This window comes from Anaeromyxobacter dehalogenans 2CP-1 (assembly GCF_000022145.1).
GTDB classification, from domain to species: Bacteria; Myxococcota; Myxococcia; order Myxococcales; family Anaeromyxobacteraceae; genus Anaeromyxobacter; species Anaeromyxobacter dehalogenans.
On sequence record NC_011891.1, the window covers coordinates 478,646 to 500,350 of the forward strand.

Annotated in this window: 17 protein-coding genes; 13 read left to right on the forward strand and 4 right to left on the reverse strand. The window is 73.7% G+C overall.

Going from position 1 to position 21,705, the window contains the following annotated elements:
* The first annotated feature begins 22 nt into the window (after nucleotides 1-22).
* The 8 genes from A2CP1_RS02105 to A2CP1_RS02140 all read left to right on the forward strand — a co-directional run bounded on the left by A2CP1_RS02105 (nucleotide 23) and on the right by A2CP1_RS02140 (nucleotide 9,074).
* Entirely contained in the window at nucleotides 23-1,021 is a 999-nt protein-coding gene (locus A2CP1_RS02105) for an NAD(P)H-dependent glycerol-3-phosphate dehydrogenase (RefSeq protein WP_012631835.1), read from the forward strand.
* 111 nt (nucleotides 1,022-1,132) lie between these two features.
* Entirely contained in the window at nucleotides 1,133-3,079 is a 1,947-nt protein-coding gene (locus tag A2CP1_RS02110) for a M3 family metallopeptidase (protein ID WP_012631836.1), read from the forward strand.
* Nucleotides 3,080-3,286: 207 nt separating this feature from the next.
* Entirely contained in the window at nucleotides 3,287-4,264 is a 978-nt protein-coding gene (locus A2CP1_RS02115; protein WP_012631837.1) for a ferredoxin reductase domain-containing protein, read from the forward strand.
* Nucleotides 4,265-4,321: 57 nt separating this feature from the next.
* Nucleotides 4,322-5,119 (forward strand): ABC transporter permease, encoded by a 798-nt coding sequence (locus A2CP1_RS02120; protein WP_012631838.1) that lies wholly within the window; start codon nucleotides 4,322-4,324, stop codon nucleotides 5,117-5,119.
* On the forward strand, nucleotides 5,120-5,908 hold the full coding sequence (locus A2CP1_RS02125; protein ID WP_012631839.1) for an ABC transporter permease: 789 nt from the start codon (nucleotides 5,120-5,122) through the stop codon (nucleotides 5,906-5,908).
* Nucleotides 5,909-5,973: 65 nt separating this feature from the next.
* Nucleotides 5,974-6,891, forward strand: coding sequence for a ribonuclease Z (gene rnz, locus A2CP1_RS02130; RefSeq protein WP_041450594.1), 918 nt, complete (start codon nucleotides 5,974-5,976; stop codon nucleotides 6,889-6,891).
* Between the two features lie 89 nt (nucleotides 6,892-6,980).
* Nucleotides 6,981-7,685, forward strand: a complete 705-nt coding sequence (locus A2CP1_RS02135; protein WP_012631841.1) for a pirin family protein — start codon at nucleotides 6,981-6,983, stop codon at nucleotides 7,683-7,685.
* A gap of 204 nt (nucleotides 7,686-7,889) precedes the next feature.
* Nucleotides 7,890-9,074 (forward strand): small ribosomal subunit Rsm22 family protein, encoded by a 1,185-nt coding sequence (locus A2CP1_RS02140; protein WP_041450416.1) that lies wholly within the window; start codon nucleotides 7,890-7,892, stop codon nucleotides 9,072-9,074.
* 8 nt (nucleotides 9,075-9,082) lie between these two features.
* Here A2CP1_RS02140 and A2CP1_RS02145 read toward each other — a convergent pair whose 3' ends face one another.
* A complete protein-coding gene (locus A2CP1_RS02145) occupies nucleotides 9,083-10,087 on the reverse strand; it encodes an ABC transporter ATP-binding protein (protein WP_012631843.1) in 1,005 nt (334 codons plus the stop codon).
* A 71-nt stretch (nucleotides 10,088-10,158) separates the two neighbouring features.
* Between A2CP1_RS02145 and A2CP1_RS02150 the strand changes: the two genes are divergently transcribed.
* Nucleotides 10,159-11,136, forward strand: coding sequence for a ParB N-terminal domain-containing protein (locus tag A2CP1_RS02150; RefSeq protein ID WP_012631844.1), 978 nt, complete (start codon nucleotides 10,159-10,161; stop codon nucleotides 11,134-11,136).
* A gap of 17 nt (nucleotides 11,137-11,153) precedes the next feature.
* Here the strand turns inward: A2CP1_RS02150 and A2CP1_RS02155 are convergent, their stop codons facing one another.
* On the reverse strand, nucleotides 11,154-11,636 hold the full coding sequence (locus tag A2CP1_RS02155) for a hemerythrin domain-containing protein (protein WP_012631845.1): 483 nt from the start codon (nucleotides 11,634-11,636) through the stop codon (nucleotides 11,154-11,156).
* 169 nt (nucleotides 11,637-11,805) lie between these two features.
* Here A2CP1_RS02155 and fadI point away from each other — a divergent pair, with 169 nt between their 5' ends.
* Nucleotides 11,806-13,113 (forward strand): acetyl-CoA C-acyltransferase FadI, encoded by a 1,308-nt coding sequence (gene fadI, locus A2CP1_RS02160; protein WP_012631846.1) that lies wholly within the window; start codon nucleotides 11,806-11,808, stop codon nucleotides 13,111-13,113.
* Between the two features lie 52 nt (nucleotides 13,114-13,165).
* Nucleotides 13,166-15,343, forward strand: a complete 2,178-nt coding sequence (gene fadJ / locus A2CP1_RS02165; RefSeq protein ID WP_012631847.1) for a fatty acid oxidation complex subunit alpha FadJ — start codon at nucleotides 13,166-13,168, stop codon at nucleotides 15,341-15,343.
* Nucleotides 15,344-15,461: 118 nt separating this feature from the next.
* Here the strand turns inward: fadJ and A2CP1_RS02170 are convergent, their stop codons facing one another.
* Nucleotides 15,462-17,837, reverse strand: a complete 2,376-nt coding sequence (locus A2CP1_RS02170) for a multiheme c-type cytochrome (RefSeq protein WP_012631848.1) — start codon at nucleotides 17,835-17,837, stop codon at nucleotides 15,462-15,464.
* Nucleotides 17,838-18,586: 749 nt separating this feature from the next.
* Here A2CP1_RS02170 and A2CP1_RS02175 point away from each other — a divergent pair.
* Nucleotides 18,587-19,489 (forward strand): sensor histidine kinase, encoded by a 903-nt coding sequence (locus tag A2CP1_RS02175; protein WP_012631849.1) that lies wholly within the window; start codon nucleotides 18,587-18,589, stop codon nucleotides 19,487-19,489.
* Nucleotides 19,482-20,174 (forward strand): response regulator transcription factor, encoded by a 693-nt coding sequence (locus tag A2CP1_RS02180; protein WP_012631850.1) that lies wholly within the window; start codon nucleotides 19,482-19,484, stop codon nucleotides 20,172-20,174. The genes A2CP1_RS02175 and A2CP1_RS02180 overlap by 8 nt, the downstream gene beginning before the upstream one ends.
* Before the next feature lie 12 nt (nucleotides 20,175-20,186).
* Here A2CP1_RS02180 and selA read toward each other — a convergent pair whose 3' ends face one another.
* Nucleotides 20,187-21,662: an L-seryl-tRNA(Sec) selenium transferase gene (gene selA, locus A2CP1_RS02185; RefSeq protein ID WP_012631851.1), complete on the reverse strand. Its 1,476-nt coding sequence runs from the start codon at nucleotides 21,660-21,662 to the stop codon at nucleotides 20,187-20,189.
* Nucleotides 21,663-21,705 lie beyond the last annotated feature (43 nt).

Here is a 21,705-nt window from a genome sequence, read left to right on the forward strand (position 1 = left end):
TGGCCACAAAGGAGAACCCATCATGCGCGCCACCGTCCTGGGCGCCGGTTCCTGGGGAACCGCGCTCGCCTCGCTCCTCGCCGGCAAGGGCTACACCGTCACCTCGTGGGACAAGGACGCCGCCGTCCTCGACGACATCGCGCGCAACCACCGCAACGAGCGCTACCTGCCCGGCCTGCAGCTCCCGCCGACGCTGCACGCCAGCGGCGAGGTCGCGAAGGCGCTGGAGGGCGCAGAGCTGGTGGTCCTCGCCGTGCCCTCGCACGCCGTCCGCCCGGTGGTGATCGAGGCGAAGCGCCACGTGCACGCCGGGACGCCCATCGTCTGCGTCGCGAAGGGCATCGAGCTCGACACGCTCATGACCATGACCGAGGTCATCGAGGACGTGCTGCCGGTCCCGCTCCATCCCTACCTGGCGGTCCTCTCCGGCCCGTCCTTCGCGAAGGAGGTCGCGAAGGGCCTGCCCACCGCGGTCACGGTGGCCGCGCGCTGGGAGCGGATCGCGAAGCAGGTGCAGGACGCCTTCCACACCAAGACCTTCCGCCCGTACACCTCCGGTGACGTGGTGGGCTGCGAGATCGGCGGCTGCGTGAAGAACGTGGTCGCCATCGCGGCCGGCATCTCCGACGGCATGGGCTTCGGCGCGAACGCCATGGCGGCGCTCGTCACCCGCGGGCTCGCCGAGATCACGCGGCTCGCGGTGCGCAAGGGCGCGAACCCGCTCACGCTGTCCGGCCTGGCCGGCCTGGGCGACCTGGTGCTGACCTGCTCGTCGGACCTGTCGCGCAACCGCACCGTCGGGCGCGGGCTCGCGGCGGGCAAGACCGCCGACGCGATCCAGCGCGAGCTCGGGCAGGTGGCGGAGGGCGTGCGCAACGCGCGCAGCGCGCGGGAGCTGGCGAAGCGGCTGGGCGTGGAGATGCCCATCACCGAGGCGATCTACCGGGTGCTGTACGAGGGGCTCGCGCCGCGCGAGGCGGTGACGGCGCTCATGATGCGCGAGACCAAGCCCGAGCTGTGACCGGCGCCGGGCGCGCACGGGGACCGCGCCGCCGTGGCCCCGCGCGCACCGCGGGTGCGGTCCCGCACCGGCCCCGTGCGGATCGGCCCGGGGCGAAGTACACATGAGGCCATGTCCGAGCCCCTGCGCCCCGAGGCCTCCCGCGAGCTGACCGGCACGCCGCCCGCCTTCACGGAGGGTTGCCGCCGCGACATGGACCGCGCCCGCGCCGAGGCCGCCCGGGCCCGCGCGCTCGGGCCGGCGGGCGGCCTGGCCACGCTGGAGGCGTTCGACGCGGCGTTCGCGGCGCTCTCCGAGGCCGCCTCGCGCGCGAGCCTGGCGCGCAACGTCCACCCGGATCCGGCGCTGCGCGACGCGGCCGAGGCCGCGGAGCGCGAGGTGGACGCGCTCTCCACCGAGCTGTCGCTCGACCGCGGCCTGTACGACGCGCTCGCGGGGCTCGACCCCTCGGGCCTCGACGCCCCCACCCGCCACCTCGTGGAGAAGAGCCTGCGCGACTTCCGCCGGGCCGGCGTGGACCGCGACGACGCCACCCGCGCGCGCGTGAAGGCGCTCCGCGAGGAGCTGGTGCGGGTGGGGCAGGAGTTCGGGCGCAACATCAAGGACGACGTGCGCCGGCTGGAGGTCGAGCCGGCCGCGCTGGACGGGCTCCCCGAGGACTGGCGCCGCGCGCACGCGCCCGGGCCGGACGGCCGGGTGACGCTCACCACCGACAACACCGACTACGTGCCGTTCCTGACGTACGCGCGGAGCGCGGCGGCGCGCGAGGCGCTCTGGCGGCTCTACCGGCTGCGCGGCCACCCGCGCAACCTCGAGGTCCTCTCGCGCATGCTGGCGCGGCGCGCCGACCTGGCGCGGCTGCTCGGGTACCCGAGCTGGGCCGCCTACGTCACCGAGGACAAGATGATCGGGAGCGACGGCGCCGCGGCCGACTTCATCGAGCGGATCGCGCGCGCCGCCGAGGCGCGCATGCGGCGGGACCACGCCCAGCTCCTCGAGCGCAAGCGCGAGGAGCGCCCCGACGCCGACCGCGTCGAGCCCTGGGACTCGGCCTGGCTCCAGGAGCGGGTGAAGGCGGAGCGCTACGGCTTCGACTCGCAGTCGGTGCGGCCGTACTTCGAGTACCAGCGCGTGAAGCAGGGGGTGCTGGACGTCACCGGGCGGATCTTCGGCATCGCCTACCGCCGCGCGCCGGACGCGCCGGTGTGGCACCCGGAGGTCGAGGCCTGGGACGTGATCGAGGACGGCGCGCTGCTCGGCCGCGTGTACCTCGACATGCACCCGCGCGACGGCAAGTACAAGCACTACGCCCAGTTCACGCTCGCGTCGGGCCAGGCCGGCCGGCGGCTGCCGGAGGGCGTGCTGGTGTGCAACTTCCCGCGCCCGGCCCCGGGCGCGCCGGCGCTCATGGAGCACGGCGACGTCCGCACGTTCTTCCACGAGTTCGGCCACCTGCTGCACCACGTGCTCGGCGGGCACACGCGCTGGGCGGGCCAGTCCGGCGTCGCGACCGAGTGGGACTTCGTGGAGGCGCCCTCGCAGATGCTGGAGGAGTGGGTGTGGGACCCGGAGGTCCTCGCCACCTTCGCGCGCCACGTCGACACCGGCGAGCCCATCCCCGCCGAGCTCGTGGCGCGGATGAAGGCGGCCGACGAGTACGGCAAGGGCCTGATGGTGCGGCAGCAGATGTTCTACGCCGCGACCAGCCTCGAGCTGCACCGGCGCGATCCCGGCGCGCTCGACACCACCGCGCTCGTCGCCGAGCTGCAGGAGCGCTACACGCCGTTCCGCCACGTGCCGGGGACCTACTTCCAGGAGTCCTTCGGGCACCTCGACGGGTACAGCGCCATTTACTATACGTACATGTGGTCGCTCGTGATCGCGAAGGACCTGTTCGGCCCGTTCCGCGAGGCCGGGCTGCTCGATCCCGCCCCCGCCCGCCGCTACCGCCGGGCCGTGCTGGAGCCGGGCGGCTCCAAGCCCGCGGCGGAGCTGGTGAAGGACTTCCTCGGTCGGCCGCACGCCTTCGACGCGTTCGCCGCCTGGCTCGAGGCCTGAGAGCACGTGAACCCATCCCCTCCCGTCGCCGCGGCGGCCGATCCGCGTCGCATCGCGTCGTTGCTCCTCCCTCACATGCCGACGGGCATGCTCGGTCGTCGCGCCTCGCGCTGCTCGCGGCTCGACCGCCTGGCTCGGTCCGGGGATGGATTCACGCGCTCTGAGCCCGGCTCGCCTCCCTCCGTCGCCGGCAGACTCGATCGCGGCATGGCGGGCCGCCGCAGCCCCGCCTATGTCCTTTCGATGAGCGAGCCTGCCCTCGAGACCCGCGCCATCCGCACCGCCGTCCCGCCGGAGGGCGAGCCGGTCCGCGCCGAGGTCCCGCGGCGGCGCATCAAGGACCTCGAGGTGATGGTCGCCGACGTCATCCAGGAGACGCCGGACACCACCACGCTCGTGCTCTTCACCGGCAACGATCGGCTCGACTACCTGGCCGGCCACTTCCTGACCATCGACCCGCGCCAGTTCCCGGCGCTCGAGCGATGGGTGGCCTACCTCGAGGACCTCAAGGGGAAGCGCGAGGCGCCGCGCGCCTACTCGCTGGCGTCCGCGCCGCACGAGCGCTACCTCGCCATCACGGTGAAGGAGGAGACGTACCAGAGCGGGCGCACGCGGTACCCGCCGCTCCTCTCGCCGATGCTGGTGCGGCGCACGCCGCGCGGCAGCCGCTTCGTCATCACCGGCTTCACCGGGCCCTACGTGCTGCCTCCGCGCGTGGAGGAGAAGACCGACCACCTCGTGCACGTGGTGGCCGGCTCCGGCTCGGTGCCGAACTGGTCGATCCTGAAGCACGCGCTCCGCGAGCACCCGCGCCTGCGCCACACGTTCGTCTACTCGAACCGGACCTGGGACGACGTCATCTACCGCGACGGCCTGCGCCAGCTCGAGGCCGAGCACCCCGACCGGCTGCGGGTGGTGCACACGCTCACCCGCGAGCCGGAGCCGGAGCGCCACGGGCCCGGCGTGCGGCGCGGCCGCATCTCGGCGGAGCTCCTCCGCGAGCTCGTCCCGGATCCGCGCGCCGCGCTCTGGTACGCCTGCGGCCCCGCGGTCGGGCCCATCGAGCGCGCCGCCGCGAAGGAGCGCGGCGAGACCCCCGCCCCCCGGTTCCTGGAGGCCGCGCTCGCCGCGCTGGACGAGCTCGGCGTGCCGCGCGACCGGGTGAAGCGCGAGTCGTACGGGTAGCGCCCCGCGCCATTCCGTGGCGCCCGCGCGCGCGACGATCTACCTTTCCGCCCGCCCGTGCCCCGGACCCTGCGCGCCATCCCCACGCTCCTCAAGGTCGGCTTCGCCGAGGCGGTCGCGTACCGCGCCGAGATGGTGGTGTGGCTGCTCTCCACCAACATGCCGCTCGTCATGCTGGCGCTGTGGACGGCGGTGGCCCGCGACGCGCCGGTGGGGCGCTTCGGCCAGCGCGACTTCGTCGCCTACTACCTCGCCACGCTGGTGGTCCGCCTGCTCACCGGCGCCTGGGTGATCTGGGAGCTGAACTACGAGATCCGCCAGGGCACGCTCGCGTTCCGGCTGCTCCGGCCGGTCCACCCGCTGCTCGCCTACGCCGCGGAGAACCTCTCCGCCATCCCGGTGCGCCTGCTGGTGTCGCTGCCCATCGCGCTCGGCGCGCTCCTGGTGGTCGGCCGCGACCGGCTGACCGGCGACCCGCTGCTCCTGGCGCTGTTCCCGGTGACGGTGCTGGGCGCCTGGCTCATCACGTTCCTCGCCATGGCGATCATCGGCGCGCTGGCGTTCTGGATCGACCAGGCCGGCTCGCTGTTCGAGATCTGGCTGGGCCTGTTCGGCGTGTTCTCCGGGTACCTCGTGCCGCTCGAGCTGTTCCCGCACTGGGTGGCGACCGCGGCGCGCTTCCTGCCGTTCCGGTACATGCTGGCGTTCCCGGTGGAGATGATCATCGGGATGACCCCTCGCTCGGCCGCGCTCGCCGAGCTCGCCATCCAGTGGACGTTCGTGGGCGCGCTGGCGCTGGGCGCGCGGGGCGCCTGGGCGCTCGGGCTGCGCCGCTTCGCGGCGTTCGGAGGGTAGGTGAGACGCTACCTCCGCCTGCTCGCCGTGCAGTTCCGCGCCTCGGCCGCGGTGGCCATGCAGTACCGCGTCGAGTTCCTGGTGGAGGGCGCGCTGGCGCTGTTCTGGACCGGGTGGTCGCTCGTGCCGCTGCTGGTGGTCTACGGCAGCCGCGACGCGGTGGCCGGGTGGAGCTTCGACGAGGCGCTGGTGGTGATGGGCTGGTTCACGCTCATGAAGGGCGTGCTGGAGGGCGCGGTGAACCCGTCGCTCACCACCGTGGTCGAGCACATCCGCAAGGGCACGCTCGACTTCGTGCTGCTGAAGCCCGCCGACGCGCAGTTCCTCGTGTCCACCGCCAAGTTCGAGCCGTGGCGGATCATCGACGTGCTGGGCGGGCTCGTCATCTTCGCGGTGGCGTTCCACCGCATGGGCCGGGCCCCGGCGCCGGGGGGCGTCCTGGCGGCGTGCCTGCTGTTCGCCGCCGCCACGGTGATCCTGTACTCGCTCTGGATCATCGTGGTCGCCGCCGCGTTCTTCGTGGTGAAGGTGGACAACCTCTCGTTCCTGTTCGTGTCCATCTACGACGCCGCGCGCTGGCCGGCGTCGGTGTTCCGCGGCGCGCTCCGGGTGATCTTCACGTTCGTCGTGCCGCTCGCGGTCATGACCACCTTCCCCGCCGAGGCGCTGCTGGGCCGGCTGGCCGCGCCCCGCGCGCTGCTCATCGCCGCCGGCGCGGTGGCGTTCGCGGGGCTCGCCCGCGCGGTCTGGCTCCGGTCCATCTCCCGGTACACCTCGGCGTCCTCCTAGCGAGGGCTGCGCCCCATCGATCCGGCGTGCCGCCGGGCCCGCGCTTCGACTACATTCCGGCCGGCATGCTCCGCCTGACCTTCCTCGGCACCTCCGCCGCCCAGCCCACCATCCGGCGCAACCTCACCGGTCACGCGGTGCGGCGCGAGCGCGAGCTGTTCCTGGTGGACTGCGGCGAGGGCACCCAGCGCCAGCTCATCCAGTTCGGCGCCGGGTTCGACGTGGCGGCCATCTTCTTCACGCACTTCCACGCCGATCACTACCTCGGCGCGATCGGCTTCCTGCGGACGCTGTCCATGCAGAACCGCGCCGAGCCGCTCGACCTCTACGGCCCGCGCCCGGCGAAGCGCCTGCTCGAGACCATGCTGTTCACCGGCGCGGAGCGCTTCAGCTACGAGGTGCGCATCCACGAGGTGCGCGCGGGCGAGGCGGTGCGGCGCGACGGCTGCGCCATGGTCCCGTTCCCCACCGAGCACCGGACGCCGTCGCTCGGCTGGGCGCTCCGCGAGGACGCGCGGCCGGGCCGCTTCCACCCGGACAAGGCCGAGGCGCTCGGGATCCCGAAGGGCCCGCTGTTCGGCGCGCTCCAGCGCGGCGAGCCGGTGACGCTGCCCGACGGCCGCACCGTGCGTCCGGAGGAGGTGGTCGAGCCGGCGCGGCGCGGCCGGGCGCTGGTCATCACCGGCGACACGCGCCCGTGCGCGGCGACGGTGGAGGCGGCGCGCGGCGCGGACGTGCTGGTGCACGACTGCACCTTCGGCGACGGCGAGGCGGAGCGCGCCGAGGAGACGCTCCACTCGACCGCCCGCGGCGCGGCGCAGGTGGCGCACGACGCCGGCGTGGTCCGGCTCGTGCTCACGCACCTGTCCACCCGCTACGACCGCGCCTGGGAGCCGCTGGTGGAGCAGGCGCGCGAGGTCTGGCAGGGCCCGCTCGACGTGGCGCACGACGGCATGGTCCTCGAGGTCCCGCTGCCGGCGTGACGGGGCGGACTCGCCGTGCCTCGCCCATAGGCGGGGCCATCGGCATGGCCTGCGCTGGACCGGGCGGATCCCGCCCTTAGGTTCCTCGCATGATCACCGTCCGCAAGTCCGAGGCCCGGGGCCACGTCGATCACGGCTGGCTCGACACCCGCCACACCTTCTCGTTCGCCGACTACCACGACGAGGCGCACATGGGCTTCCGCGCCCTGCGCGTCGTCAACGAGGACCGCGTGAAGCCGGGCGAGGGCTTCGGCACGCACGGCCACCGCGACATGGAGATCCTCACGTACGTCCTCGGCGGCACGCTCGCGCACCGCGACTCGACCGGCGGCGGCGGGCGCCTGCGGCCGGGCGAGGTGCAGCGCATGAGCGCGGGCACCGGCGTCATGCACTCGGAGTTCAACGGGTCGGACCGGGAGGAGGTCCACTTCCTCCAGATCTGGATCCTCCCCGACCGGCAGGGCGTGAAGCCCTCCTACGAGCAGCGGGAGGTCCCGGAGGCCGAGCGGCGCGGCAGGCTGCGCCTGATCGCCGCGCCCGACGGCGCCGAGGGCGCGACCACCCTCCACGCGGACGCGCGCGTGTACGCGACGCTGCTCGCGGTCGGCGAGCGCGCCGCGCTCCCGCTCGCGGCGGGCCGGCACGCCTGGGTGCAGGTGGCGCGCGGCGAGGCCACGGTGAACGGCGAGCGGCTCCGCGCCGGCGACGGCGCGGCGCTCTCCGGCGAGGCCGAGGTCGCGCTCGCCGGGGCGGGGGAGGGCACGGCCGAGCTGCTGGTGTTCGACCTCTCGTGACGAGGGCTGCGCGCCCTCTCCCGGCCGAGCGAAGCTCGTCGGGGCCGCCCTCGTGCTCGCCGGGTCCCATGCGCCGCCGCGAGCGGCTTCGCCGCATGCGGCGGCGCCCCGGCGGGCTCGCGCTGCTCGCCGATGGCCAGCCCACGCCCGGCGGCCGCGCGCTCGCTGTTCCGCCGGCGCGCGGGTTGGACTAGAACCACGGGCGTGCCGAACACGCCCGCCGACGACCTGGCGCGCTGGGTCCCCCGCCTGCTCGCCACCTGGCGCGCCGCGCGCAAGGGTCCCCCGCGCCGCGGCCCCCGCCCCCCGCCCGACGCGCTCCTCCCCGAGGAGCTGCGCGAGGTCGGGGCGGCGGTGGCCCGGCTCTCGCGCGGCCTCACCCGCGACCGCGAGCTGGCCGGCGCGCGCTACATGGACGAGGAGCGGCTCCTCGGCGCCTACCTGCTCTTCTACTGGCCGGTCTCGTACCTCCAGGCGCGCGGCGTCCTCTCCGAGCTGCCGCGCCGCCCGCGCGCCGTGCTCGACCTGGGCAGCGGGCCCGGCCCCATGGCGTTCGCCGCGCTCGACGCCGGCGCCGCCGAGGTGACCGCCGCGGACCGCTCCGCCCGCGCGCTCGCCGCCGCGCGCGAGCTGGCCCGCCACGCCGGCGAGCCGCTCGCCACCCGCGAGTGGAACCCGGCCCGGGCCGGCCTGGCCGCGCTCGCCGGCGGCCGGCGCTTCGACCTCGTCTCGATGGGCCACGTGCTGAACGAGCTGTGGAAGGGCCAGGACGAGGACCGGCGCCGCGCCGGGCTGCTCGAGGAGGCGCTCGCCCTGGTGGCGCCGGGCGGCTCGCTCCTGGTGATCGAGCCGGCGCTCCGCGACACCTCGAGGGCGCTGCTGCGCGTGCGCGACCTCCTGGTCGAGCGCGGCGCCGCCGTGCGCGCCCCGTGCCTGTTCCGCGGCCCGTGCCCGGCGCTGCTGCGCGAGACCGACTGGTGCCACGCCGAGCGACCGGTGGATCCGCCGCCGCTGGTGGCGCAGATCGCGAAGGCGGCCGGGCTGCGGCGGGAGGCGGTGAAGATGAGCTACCTCGTGGTCGCGCCGCCGGGCGAGGCCTGGCAGGCGCCGCCGGCCGGCAAGGTGTTCCGCATCGTCTCCGAGCCGCTGCCGTCGAAGGGCCGCCTGCGCTACATGGGCTGCGGCCCCGAGGGCCGGATGGGCCTCAGCCTCCAGGAGAAGCACGTACGCCCGGAGAACCGCGCCTTCGAGCGGCTCCTGCGCGGCGACGTGGTGGAGGTGACCGGGGCCGAGCCGCGCGGGGACGGGCTGGCCCTGGGCGAGGCCTCCACGGTGAAGGTGCTCGCGCCGGCGGGGCGGCCGGTGCCGCCGCCGCGCGGCGAGCGCTGACGCGCCCGCTACTTCGCCGGCTCCGCCGCGCGGCGCGAGGCGCGGAACAGCTCGGAGAAGACCTCCTCGAGCGGCGGGTCCTCCACCGTGAGATCGGTCACCGGCATGGCCGCGAGCAGGCGCGCCACCACCGCCGAGACCTCCTCGGCCGCCACCTGCAGCGTGGCGCTCCCGGGCTCGGCCGACACCACCTGGCCGAAGCGGGCCAGGTCCCCGCCCGACGGCCCCGCGCCGTTGCCGGTCGCGAGCCGCAGTACGATCCGCTTGTCCGGGCGCATCCGGTGCGCGAGCGCGCGCAGGTCGCCGTCGTAGATGATCCGACCGTGGTCGATGACCACCACCCGCGGGCAGAGCTGCAGCACGTCCTCCATGTAGTGGCTGGTCAGGATCACCGAGGCGCCGTAGCGCTCGTTGTACGCCTTCACGAACTGGCGCACGGTGGCCTGCATGGAGACGTCGAGCCCGATGGTCGGCTCGTCCAGGAACAGCACGCGCGGCCGGTGCAGGAGCGCCGCGGCCAGCTCGCACTTCATCCGCTCGCCCAGCGAGAGCTGGCGGGTGGGCTTCTGCACCAGCGGCCCGAGCTCGAGCAGCTCGGTCAGCTCCGCCACCGTCTCCTGGAACCGGTCGCGCGGGATGTCGTAGACGGCGCGGTTCAGCTCGAACGTCTCGGCGGGCGGCAGGTCCCAGATCAGCTGCTGCTTCTGGCCCATCACCAGCGTGATGGCCTTCAGGAACGCCGGCTCGCGGCGGCGCGGCACGTGCCCGGCCACCGTGACGTCGCCCGCGGTGGGGTGCAGCAGCCCGGAGAGCATCTTCAGGGTGGTGGTCTTGCCCGCCCCGTTCGGCCCCAGGAAGCCGACGCGCTCGCCTTCACCGACGGAGAAGTCGATGCCGTCCACCGCGCGCACCGTCTCGTAGGTGCGGTGGAACAGCGCGCGCACCGCGGCGGCGAGGCCGGGGGGGCGCCGGGCGACGCGGTAGTGCTTGGCGAGGGCGCGGACCTGGATCACGGGGGCGAGATATTGCGGCCCGGACCTCCCGGGAGCAACCCCCGTGTCGCGCGGCCGGTTACCATGGGTTCATGGCCGCCACGAAGAAGAAGCGCCCGGTCACCAAGACCGGCCGTCCCCGCGCCCGCAAGGGGGTGACGCTGAAGCCGACCGAGCTCGGCGCCCAGCAGGTGGCGCTCGCGGAGCGGCCGCCGGAGCTCGAGGCGCTGGCCCAGGCGGTCGAGGCGGACGGCGGGGCGGTGCTGGCGGCCTACCGCGAGCCGCTGGGCGGCCACCCGCTCCTGTTCGTGGCGCTGCCGGTCGAGAAGGTGGAGCGCACCGCGTTCCAGCGCGACGTCTCCGACGCGCACGTGCGCAAGCTCACGCTCGCCATGGACAAGACCCGCCGGTACCTCGACCCCATCGTCGCGGTGCGCGAGGGCGAGCGGTACCTCACGCCGAACGGCGGCCACCGGCTCACCGCGCTGAAGGAGCTCGGGGCGCGGACGGTGCTGGCGCTGCTCGTGCCGGAGCGCGAGGTCGCGTACCAGATCCTCGCGCTCAACATCGAGAAGGCGCACAACCTCCGCGAGAAGGCGCTCGAGGTGGTGCGCATGTACCGCGACCTCGCCGGCGCGCTCGATCCCAGGGAGAGCGAGATGGCGCTCGAGTTCGAGGAGCCAGCGCTCGTCACGCTCGGCTTCGCGTACGAGCAGCGGCCGCGCCTCTCCGGCGGCGCCTACGCGCCCATCCTGCGGAAGGTCGACGCGCTCTCGGACGAGAAGCTCTCCCGGGCGCTGGCCGAGCGCGAGCGGCGCGCCGCGGTGCTGCTCGCGTTCGACGACGCGGTGGGCGAGGCGGTGGCGCGGCTGAAGGCGCGCGGGTTCGACTCGCCCTACCTCAAGAACTTCGTGGTGGCCCGGGTGAACCCGCTCCGGTTCATGAAGGGCGCGGCGCCGCCGTTCGACGAGCTGTTCGCGCAGATGACGAAGCGGACCCAGGGGATGGATCCCGGCAAGATCAAGAGCGAGGACGTGGCGCGCAGCGGCGGCGCGGCCGAGGCGGAGTAGCGGCCGCGCCGGGGGTCTCAGCGGCGCTGGGCGCCGCGGGCCTCGGTGCGCGCCAGGACCAGCCGGAGCTCCAGCTCGCCCCCGATGGTGGCGAGCGTCGCCTCGTCCACGTGGTCCTCCGCGTAGGGGAAGACCTCGCGCTCCTCCCAGCGCACGTGCCGCTCCAGCAGCTCGGCGAACGCGGTGAGCGCGGCGCGCAGCTCCTGGGGGCGCGCCGTGCGCGCGCTCTCGAGCAGGCGCGTCAGCTCGGCGTGCTCCGAGCCCAGCCGGTGGAGGTCGGCGCCGGTGAGGTGCCGCCCGAGCACGTCCTCCTCGGTACGGCTGTGGGTCCGGAAGACCTGCTCGTCGAAGCGCCGCGCCAGGGCGAGCAGCCCCGGCAGGTCCTTCGGGGCGCCCGCGCTCTCCGGGTGGCCGGCCAGCCCCATCTTGAGCTGGAACGCGACCAGCATCGCCTGGTGGTGCTCGCTCGAAAGTGGCTTCAGCTGGCGGGAACGCCTCATGGATCAATCGTGCCCGGCCCCCCTGACGTGCGCAAGGGCGCCTGCCGGCTCCATCCCCGCACCCCGAATCCCCGGGGGGGAGCAGCGGTCCTTGGTTGACGCTTCGCGCCATGCTCACTAAATCTGGCCAGGCAACCGACCGATTCCCGAGTCAACCGGAGCTGCGCTCATGGGCATGAACGGTTCTCCTCCGCCCGGCCGGCGGGCCGCGGTCGTGGCCGGCCTTCGCACGCCGTTCGTGAAGGCGGGCACCGACTTCAAGGACCTCTCCGCCACCGACCTCGGCGCGCTGGTGGTGAACGAGCTGGTGGTGCGGAGCGGGCTGCCGCCGGAGGCGTTCGACTCCGTCATCTTCGGCCAGGTCATCCCCTCGCCCACGGTCACGCTCATCGGCCGGGAGATGGTCCTGCGCACCCAACTGCCGCGGAGCGTGCAGGCGCACACCGTGGCGCGCGCCTGCGCGACCTCGATCCAGGCGGCCACCGACGCCGCCGACCAGATCCGGCTCGGCCACTCCGACTGCGCCATCGCCGGCGGCGCCGAGTCGGTCTCGGACGCGCCCATCTTCGCCTCGCGCCCGCTGGCGCAGGCGCTGGTGGAGCTGAGCCGCGCGCGCACGCTCGCCGAGCGCGCCCGCATCCTCGCCGGCCTGCGCCCGAAGGACTTCACGCCCACGCCGCCCGCGCTGAAGGAGCCCACCACCGGGCTCACCATGGGCGAGAGCGCCGAGAGGATGGCGCAGGTGAACGGCATCTCGCGCGCGGCGCAGGACCGGCTCGCGTACGAGAGCCACCGCCGCGCCGCCGAGGCCTGGGACGCGGGCCGCTTCGACGAGGAGGTCATGCACGTTCCGGTGCCGCCGCGGTACGATCACGTGGCGGCCCGCGACAACATCGTCCGCAAGGACACCACCGTCGAGGCGCTCGCGAAGCTCCGCCCGGTGTTCGACCGGAAGTACGGGACCATCACCGCCGGCAACGCCTCGCCGCTCACCGACGGCGCGGCGGCGCTCGTGATCATGAGCGAGGAGCGGGCGAAGGCGCTCGGGATGAAGCCGCTCGGCTTCCTGAAGGCCTACGCCTACGCCGCGCTCGACCCGCGCGACCAGCTGCTGCAGGGGCCGGCCTACGCCGCGCCGGTGGCGCTGGAGCGGGCCGGGCTCCGGCTCGCCGACATGGACCTCGTCGACATGCACGAGGCCTTCGCCGCGCAGGTGCTCTCGAACCTGCAGGCGTTCGCCTCGAAGGACTTCGCCGAGCGCGAGCTGGGCCGGTCGGAGCCGCTCGGCGAGGTGGACCCCGCGAAGCTGAACGTGAACGGCGGCTCGATCGCGCTCGGCCACCCGTTCGCCGCCACCGGGGCGCGCATGATCCTGCAGACGCTCCGCGAGCTGGGGCGCCGCGGCGGGCAGCACGCGCTCATCACGGTGTGCGCGGCGGGCGGCCTGGGCGCGGCGGTGGTGCTCGAGCGGGAGTGACTCGCCCCCGGCGCCCGCCCCGCGGCGGCGCGCCGGCGTGCACGGAGGACGCATGATGTCGGCTGAGGCGATGACGGCGGGCCAGGGCGCGTCGAGGTACTTCCGCGTGGAGGTCGCCGGCGGCGTGGCGACGCTGGTGCTCGACGAGCCGGGCGAGCGCGTGAACACCGTGCACCCCGAGGCGATGCGGGAGTTCGCGGCCCACCTCGACCGGCTGGAGAAGGACGAGGCGGTGAAGGCCGTCGTGGTCGCGAGCGGCAAGCCCGACGTGTGGGTGGCCGGCGCGAAGGTCGAGCTGATGCAGGACGCGAAGGACGCCGCCGAGGCGGAGCGGCTGTCGCGCGACGGCCAGTCGCTGTTCGACCGGGTGGAGCGCTGCCGGAAGCCGGTGGTGGCCGCCATCCACGGCGCCTGCCTGGGCGGCGGGCTGGAGTGGGCGCTCGCCTGCCACTACCGGATCGCCACCGACCACCCGAAGACCTCGCTCGGCCTGGTCGAGGTGCAGCTCGGCCTCATCCCGGGCGGCGGCGGGACGCAGCGGCTCCCGCGGCTCATCGGCATCCAGCCGGCGCTCGACCTCATCCTCGCGGGCAAGACCGTGAAGGCGAGGAAGGCGCTGAAGCTCGGCCTGGTGGACGAGGCGGTCCCGCCGCCGCTGCTGCGGCAGGTGGCGCAGGAGCGCGCCGCCGCGCTCGCCTCGGGCAAGCTGCGCCGCGCGCCGCGGCGGGCCGCCGGGGCGGTGGCCCGGGTCACCCGCGCCGCCCTGGAGGAGAACTTCCTCGGCCGCGAGGTCCTGTTCCGGCAGGCGCGGAAGCTCACGCTCGCGAAGACGAAGGGGCACTACCCGGCGCCGCTGCGCGCCCTCGAGGCCATCGAGCACGGGTACGCGAAGGGGTTCGAGAAGGGGCTGGAGAAGGAGGCGGAGCTGTTCGGGAAGCTCGCCATGACGCCGGAGGCGCACCGGCTCATGGAGATCTTCTTCGCCACCACCGCGCTCAAGAAGGACAACGGGGTGGACGATCCCGCCGTGAAGGCGCGCCCGGTCTCCGCGGTGGGCGTGCTCGGCGGCGGCCTGATGGGCGGCGGGATCGCCTACGTGACCGTGAACGCCGGCCTGCCGGTGCGCCTGCGCGAGCGGGACGACGCGGCGGCGGCGCGCGGGGTGGCGGCGGTGCGCGGCGTCCTCGACGAGCGGGTGAAGCGCCGGTCCATCGACCGGCTGGAGCGCGCCGAGAAGCTGCGCCTGCTCACCACCACCACCGCCTGGTCCGGCCTGGAGCGGGTGGACGTGCTCGTGGAGGCGGTGTTCGAGGACCTGTCCCTGAAGCAGGAGATGGTGCGCGCGTTCGAGGCGGTGAACCCGACCGGCATCTTCGCGTCCAACACCTCGTCCATCCCCATCGGCCGGATCGCCGAGGCGTCGCGCCACCCCGAGACCGTGCTCGGGATGCACTACTTCTCGCCGGTCCACAAGATGCCGCTGCTCGAGGTGATCGTCACGCCGCGCACGGCGCCGGAGGCGACCGCCACCGCGGTGGCGCTCGGCAAGAAGCAGGGCAAGACGGTGATCGTGGTGCGCGACGGGCCCGGCTTCTACACGAGCCGCATCCTCGCGCCGTACATGAACGAGGCCGCGCACCTGCTGGTGGACGGCGCGGCGGTCGAGGACCTGGACCACGCGCTGGTGGCGTTCGGGTTCCCGGTGGGCCCCATCACGCTGCTCGACGAGGTCGGCATCGACGTCGGCGACAAGGTCGGGAAGATCCTGCAGGAGGCGTTCGGGGCGCGCATGGCGCCGCCCGCGGCGCTGCACGACGTGGTGAAGGCCGGGCGCCTGGGCCGCAAGAACGGGAAGGGCTTCTACACCTACGGCGGCAAGGAGAAGCGCGTGGACGAGACCGTCTACGACCTGCTGCCCGGCGGCCGCCGCCGCAGGCGCGTCGCCGCCGACGAGATCCAGGAGCGGCTGGTGCTCCAGCTCGTCAACGAGGCGATCCGCTGCCTGGGCGAGGGCATCCTGCGCTCGGCGCGCGACGGCGACGTCGGCGCGGTGTTCGGCCTCGGCTTCCCGCCGTTCCGCGGCGGGCCGTTCCGCTGGGCCGACGCGGTGGGCACGAAGGCGCTGCTCGACCGGCTGGAGCGGCTCCGCGCGCGGCACGGCGAGCGCTTCGAGCCGGCGCCGCTGCTCGCCGAGCTGGGCCGGGCGGGCCGGCCGTTCCACGGCGGCTAGCGCCCGGCGCCGCAGGCGGCCCCGGAACGAGCGAGGCGAGCCGGGGGTGCCGGCTCGCCTCGCGTGCTACGGGGTGTCGCGTGAGCGGGGCGGGCCGGAGCCCGCCCCGCCTTCGCCGCTAGTTGAAGATCGAGAAGATCTTCGCGATGGCGGCCTCGTAGTCGGCACCGGCGGTGGCCGACGAGGTCTCCAGCAGGAAGCCGAACGTGGCCGCGTGCTGGTTGAACGACGCGAGGTCACCCGCGGCGTCCGCGTTGATGTCCTGCGACCGGTGGCACGAGCCGCAGGCACGGCTGGCCGGGCCGGAGACGTACATCGGCACGGCGCCGATGGTGCGATCCCAGCTCGTGTTGGCCGCGGCCTTCGAGAACACGCCGGGCAGCGACTTCGTCTGATCCGGGACCTCGAACGTGCCGTCCTCGTGGCAGGACTTGCAGTTCAGGATCGTGAAGTTCGGGTAGGCGGAGCCGATGTGGTGCTCGTACTCCATCTTCTCGACCGGATTCGCGAAGTCGATCCCGGCCACGTCGAACACCTGGAACGAGTGGATGGCGTGGACGTAGGAGTCGATCGACCGCGACTGCATCTCGAGGTGCGAGCCGCCGTCGCGCGGCGTGTGGCAGATGCGGCAGGCGACGACGCCGGCGCTGCCGTACGACGGGCTGTGGAACGTGGTGCCGAGCGACTCGTGGCACGCGTTGCACTTCGACGTGCTCACGATGGCCTTGCCGTACGCGTCGGCGTCAGGGACGATCGCGTTGGCGGCGAGGTCGAACGTCACGCTCTTGCCGGCGACCGCGATGGCCGCGTTGGTGGCGCTGACGGCCGCGCCCTGGTCCAGGCCGAGGACCGGCAGGAAGGCGATCTCCACCTTCTGCACCGTGCCGTCGGCGATCAGGTTCGCCCACAGCGTCAGGTCGGCGACGGCCGTCCACTCGGCCTGGCCCGCGGCCGCGGTGGCCGGGGTGACCGTGAGGCGGTTGCTGTTGGCCGACTTGGTCGGGTCGCCGCGCTGGACCGCGCCCTCGGACCACTCGAGGTTGCGGGTGCCGTCGGCCTGGCCGTTGTGGCCGCTGACGTACATGTCCTTCGTGCCGTAGCCGTACAGGCCGGCGACCACGGTGGGCTTCACGAGCGCGTCGGCGTCGGCGCCGGTCACCGTGAACTTCACCGTCAGCTTGTTCGTGGCGCTGTCGAACGTCGCCGAGGACACCGCCGAGGTGATGGCGGTCGCGTACTTCGTGGCCGCGTCCTTGTAGATCGCCTTGTTGTAGCCGGTGTGGATCCGGCTGAACACCGGGCCCATGCCGCCGGCCTTGTGGCAGTCGTTGCAGGCGACCTGCGTCGCGTAGAAGTCCGTCGGGTGGTACGGCATCACGCTGACGACGTCCTTCAGCGCCGGGGCGTTCGCGCCCGTGCCGGTGACCGGGTGGCAGCTCTTGCAGGTCTTCACCGTGAAGTTCGCGTCGGTGAGGATCAGCTCGAGCTTGCCCTCGTGGCAGGTCACGCAGTTCGCCATCGACTGCGGGTACGGGAACTCCATCGCGTGCGACATGTGCGTGTCGTTCACGATGGTCGCGGTGTAGGCGTACTTCGTCATCTGGTCGGCGCTGTAGATCGTCTCACCCGAGGCGTCCGTCGTCAGCGCGGCGGCCGCGGCCGGGTCGTCGCCGAGGATCTGGAACACGAAGTCCGTGCCCTCGCGCTGGTCGGTGTGGCAGGCCTTGCAGGCCACCATGTCCTGGAGGCCGTTGACGGTCGCCTGGCGGTAGCCGTGCTTCGCGTACGGCGCCGGATGGCACTTCTCGCAGCCGGCGACGTTCGCGACCGACGTGTACGACCAGGTGCCGTAGGTCACGCCGGCGCTGGCCACGTTGTCCATCAGGTTGTAGTGCCCTTCGGCCGGCAGGATCAGCTTGTCGCCGAGGTACAGGTACACGAACGCGTTCGACGTCTCGGGCGCGAAGGCGGCGCCCGTCTTGGTGGCCGTGTACTGGCCGTTCGCGACGTGCGTCGGCGTGCCCCAGCTGAAGGCCGTGTCGGTCGTGAAGGTGTTCGTCGCCACGTCGAACTGCGTCGCCGTGAAGCGCTTCTGCTTCAGCGCGGCGATCCCGGCGGTGTACGGCTGGCCGTCGACCGTCACGTTGAAGGTCAGCGTGGAGTCGAACGTGCCGGCCGCGGTGCCCGCGACGCTCACGACCGTGATGTTGGAGATCTGCAGCTTGGAGGTGGCCGGGTCGAGGCCGTCGGAGAAGTTGTTGTAGATGGCCTGGTGCTGCCCACCGGCGGAGCCGTGGCACACCGAGCACGACTCGGGCTTGGCGGTGGCAGTGAGGTCCTGGCCCGGCTGGCCGGGCTGACCGGGCTGGCCGGGCTGGCCATCCTGGCCGGCAGGACCCTGGGGACCGACGTCGCCGTCAGAACCCTTGCACCCAGCAAGCGCGAGCACGCCGGCGAAGAACAGCGCGCCGCTGTACCGCATGACATTTTGCATGGCGTGAAGCTCCCAAGCGTGGATAGGGCAATATCGCCCCCGAATCCGATCGCGGCGCGAGTCTACCAAGGCGAAACGGATTGGCCAGACGATTGTCCATCTTTCAGTCGGCGATCCGCGTCGCCTCCACAATCCATCGGGATTCCGTGCGCTTCGGACCTGCGGCATCGTGCCCGGGTCGGCGAGATGGGGGTGGGCGCTTTTGTCCTGGCAGCAATCTGGATGTGCGCTTCGGATGACCGCAATCAACCGTGATCGGCCGCAACGGGATGGCCGGCGGCCGGATCGCGGACCGCGTACGAGCCCTGATCTCGCGGCGTTTTGGCGCGATCGTCACGGCGGGCGCCCCGCGGCGATCCGCCGCGGGCATTGCGCCGCATGCGCGCAATCGCGCGGCGCTGCGCGGGCGCGTTCCCTCCCGAGCCAGGCAATCGAGGCGAAACCCGGAGTGGCCACGGCGCGGTGCGCGCCCGGCCGTGCACGCACCGGAGCGCCCGGCGTGGCGGCCGGGCGGCGGGTGGTCATGGCCCCGGCGCCGACAGGATTGCGCAGATCTCTCGCAGCCATTTCGCGCGCGCCAATCGCGACCTGACGCGGGCGGCCAATGCGTGCCGCCGCTCCGGACCGCGGCCGGCCGCCGGGGCCCCCGGGCGACGCCCTCCGCCCGCCCGCTCCCCCGCCAGCCGGGGAGGCCGGAGACGGAGGCGTCGGGCAGGCGGTCGGCTTAAGATGCCGCGCCAGAGGGCCCCTTGAAGCTCCGCCACGTCCTTCCGCTCATCATCGGCTTCGTCTTCGTGCCCGCCGCGCTCATGCTGACGGTGGGGATCCTGATCCTCGTCTACGGCTCGGTGGCCCGGGACTACCTGTTCGGCATCCTGATCGTGTCGCTGGTCGGCACCACCATCATCGGCAGCGCGGCCACGCTGGCGGTGCTGTTCCGCGAGGCCCGGGTCGCGAAGCTGCAGACCGACTTCGTGAACAAGGTGAGCCACGAGCTCCGCACCCCGCTCACCTCGATCCGCATGTTCGTGGAGACGCTCCAGCTCGGCCGCCTGCAGGACCCGCAGCGGCAGCGCGAGGCGCTCGAGATCGTCGCCGAGGAGACCGCGCGGCTCTCCGGCCTCATCAACCGCCTGCTCGACTGGGCGCGGATGGAGTCCGGCCGGCGCGTCTACGAGCTCTCCCGGCAGCCCCTCGGCCCGGTGCTCGACGCCGCGCTGGCGGCGTTCGAGCCGCAGCTGCTGCACCACCCGGTGCAGCTGGAGCGGGACCTCCCGCCGCGGCTGCCCTCGGTGATGGCGGACCGCTCGGCGCTGGTCGAGGCGGTGCTGAACCTGCTCAACAACGCGTTCAAGTACACCGGGCCGGACAAGCGGATCCGGCTCTCGGCCGTGGCGAGCGGGCCCACCGTGACCATCGCGGTGACCGACAACGGGCCCGGGATCCCGCTGCGCGACCAGAAGCACGTGTTCGACAAGTTCTACCGGGCCTCCGACCCGCTCCGGCGCACGGTGGAGGGCACCGGGCTCGGCCTGGCGATGGTGAAGCACATCGTGGTCGGGCACGGCGGCAAGGTGTCGGTGGAGAGCGAGCCCGGGTGCGGCGCGACGTTCCGCATCGCGCTGCCGGTGGCCGGAGGGGCCCATGGCTGAGCGGATCCTGGTGATCGAGGACGACCCCTCCATCCTGCGGGGCCTGCAGCTCAACCTCGGGATGGAGGGCTACACCGTCCGGTCCGCGACGGACGGCGAGACCGGGCTGCAGCTGGCGCGCACCGAGCAGCCGGATCTCGTGGTGGTGGACGTGATGTTGCCACGCATGGGCGGGCTGGAGGTGATCCGCGAGATCCGCAAGGAGGATCCCGAGCTCCCCATCCTCATCCTGTCGGCGAAGAACCAGGAGACCGACAAGGTGGCCGGGCTGCAGCTCGGCGCCGACGACTACCTGGGCAAGCCGTTCGGGCTCAAGGAGCTGCTGGCGCGCATCGACGCGCTGCTGCGCCGGCGCCGCGCGCGCGGCGAGGGCGTGCAGCCGAAGGCGATCCGCAGGGTGGGGGGCATCGAGCTCGATCTGGACGCGCGGCGCGCGCTGGTGGACGGCCGCGCCCTCGAGCTGACCAGCCGCGAGTTCGACCTGCTCGCGTTCTTCGTCACCCACCCGGACCGCGTCTACTCGCGCGAGCAGCTCATGGAGGCGGTGTGGGGCTCGCGCTACTTCGGCACGGCCCGCACCGTGGACAACTTCGTGGCCCGGCTCCGCGCCCACATCGGCGACGACGCCGAGCAGCCGCGCCACCTCGAGACGGTCCGCGGCATCGGCTACAGATTCAATGTTTGAGGGCAGCCGGCTTCAGACGGCCAGCGCGGCCCGCACCGCCGCGACCAGGGCCTCGTCCTCGGCCGGCAGCACGGTCCGCGGGTCGAGCACCACGCGATCCTCCTCGATGCGGCCGACCACCGGCGGCTCCCCGCGGCGCAGCCGGGCGGCGAGCGCGTCCGGCGGGCCGGGGAGGGCGAGGACGGAGGTGGGGAGGGTGACCTCGGGCAGCGAGCCGCCGCCCACCGCGGAGCGGCTCGGGCGCACCGCGCAGCCGGCGCCGGCGGCGCCCAGCACCGCGAGCCAGCCGCGCGCCCGCGCCTCGAGCGCCTCCGGCGCCGCCGCGATGGCGCGCCACACCGGCACCTTCTCGAGCGCCTCGCCGCGCTCGTAGTGCGCGAGCGTGGCCGAGAGCGCCGCGAGCGTCACCTTGTCCACCCGGAGCGCGCGCATGAGCGGGTGGCGCTTCACGCGCGCGATCGCCTCGCGCGTGCCGCACAGGATCCCGGACTGCGGGCCGCCCAGGAGCTTGTCGCCGGAGAAGCACACCAGGTCCGCGCCGGCGCGGATCCGCTCCTGCACGGTGGGCTCGATCCCCAGGCCGAACGGCGCCGTCTCGAGGAGCGTGCCCGAGCCCAGGTCGTCCACCACCCACAGCGCGCGACGGCGGCCCAGGTCCACCAGCTCCTCGAGCGGCGTGTCGTGGACGAACCCGGACAGCCGGAAGTTGGACCGGTGCACCGCCAGCAGGATGCGCGTGCGCGGGCCGACCGCCGCCTCGTGATCGCGCAGGTAGGTGCGGTTCGTGGTCCCGACCTCGACGAGCGCGGCCCCGGAGCGGCGCAGCACGTCCGGGATGCGGAAGCCGCCGCCGATCTCGACGAGCTGCCCGCGGGACACGATCACCTCGGGGAGGCCCGGCTCCGCCTCGCCGCGGCCGGGTGCGGCCAGCGGGCGCACCCCCGCCTCCCCGCCGCCCGACCGATCCGGCGGCGCGTCCATCAGCGCGGCGAGCGCGAGCATGACCGCCGAGGCGTTGTTGTTCACCGCCACCGCCGCCTCGGCGCCGGTCAGCCGGCACAGCGGCGCCTCGGCGTGACCGTACCGGTCGCCCCGCTCGCCGGCCACCAGGTCGTACTCGAGGTTGGTGTAGCCCCGGGCCGCCCGGCCCATGGCCGCGATGGCGTCATCGGACAGCGGCGCCCGACCCAGGTTGGTGTGGATCACGACGCCGGTGGCGTTGACCACCGGCCGGAGCGACCCGCGGGCGTCCTCGCGGAGCCGGTCCAGCAGCCCTGCCTCGATCGCCTCGGGGGAGGGGCAGGGGTCCCCCGCCAGCACCGCCGCCCGGTGGCGGTCGAGCTCGGCCCGGACGGCCTCGAGGACCGCGCCGTGCCCGAGCTTCTCGACCATGCCGGCCTGATCCGCCGCCTCCACCAGCCGATCCGTCCGCGGGAGCCCTCGCAAGGCCGCGCCGGCGGGCCCGGGGGCGAATTTTGGAGTGGTCATGTCCGCATGCTCCGGGAGGTTTTCGGCCGACAAGACCCTTGCT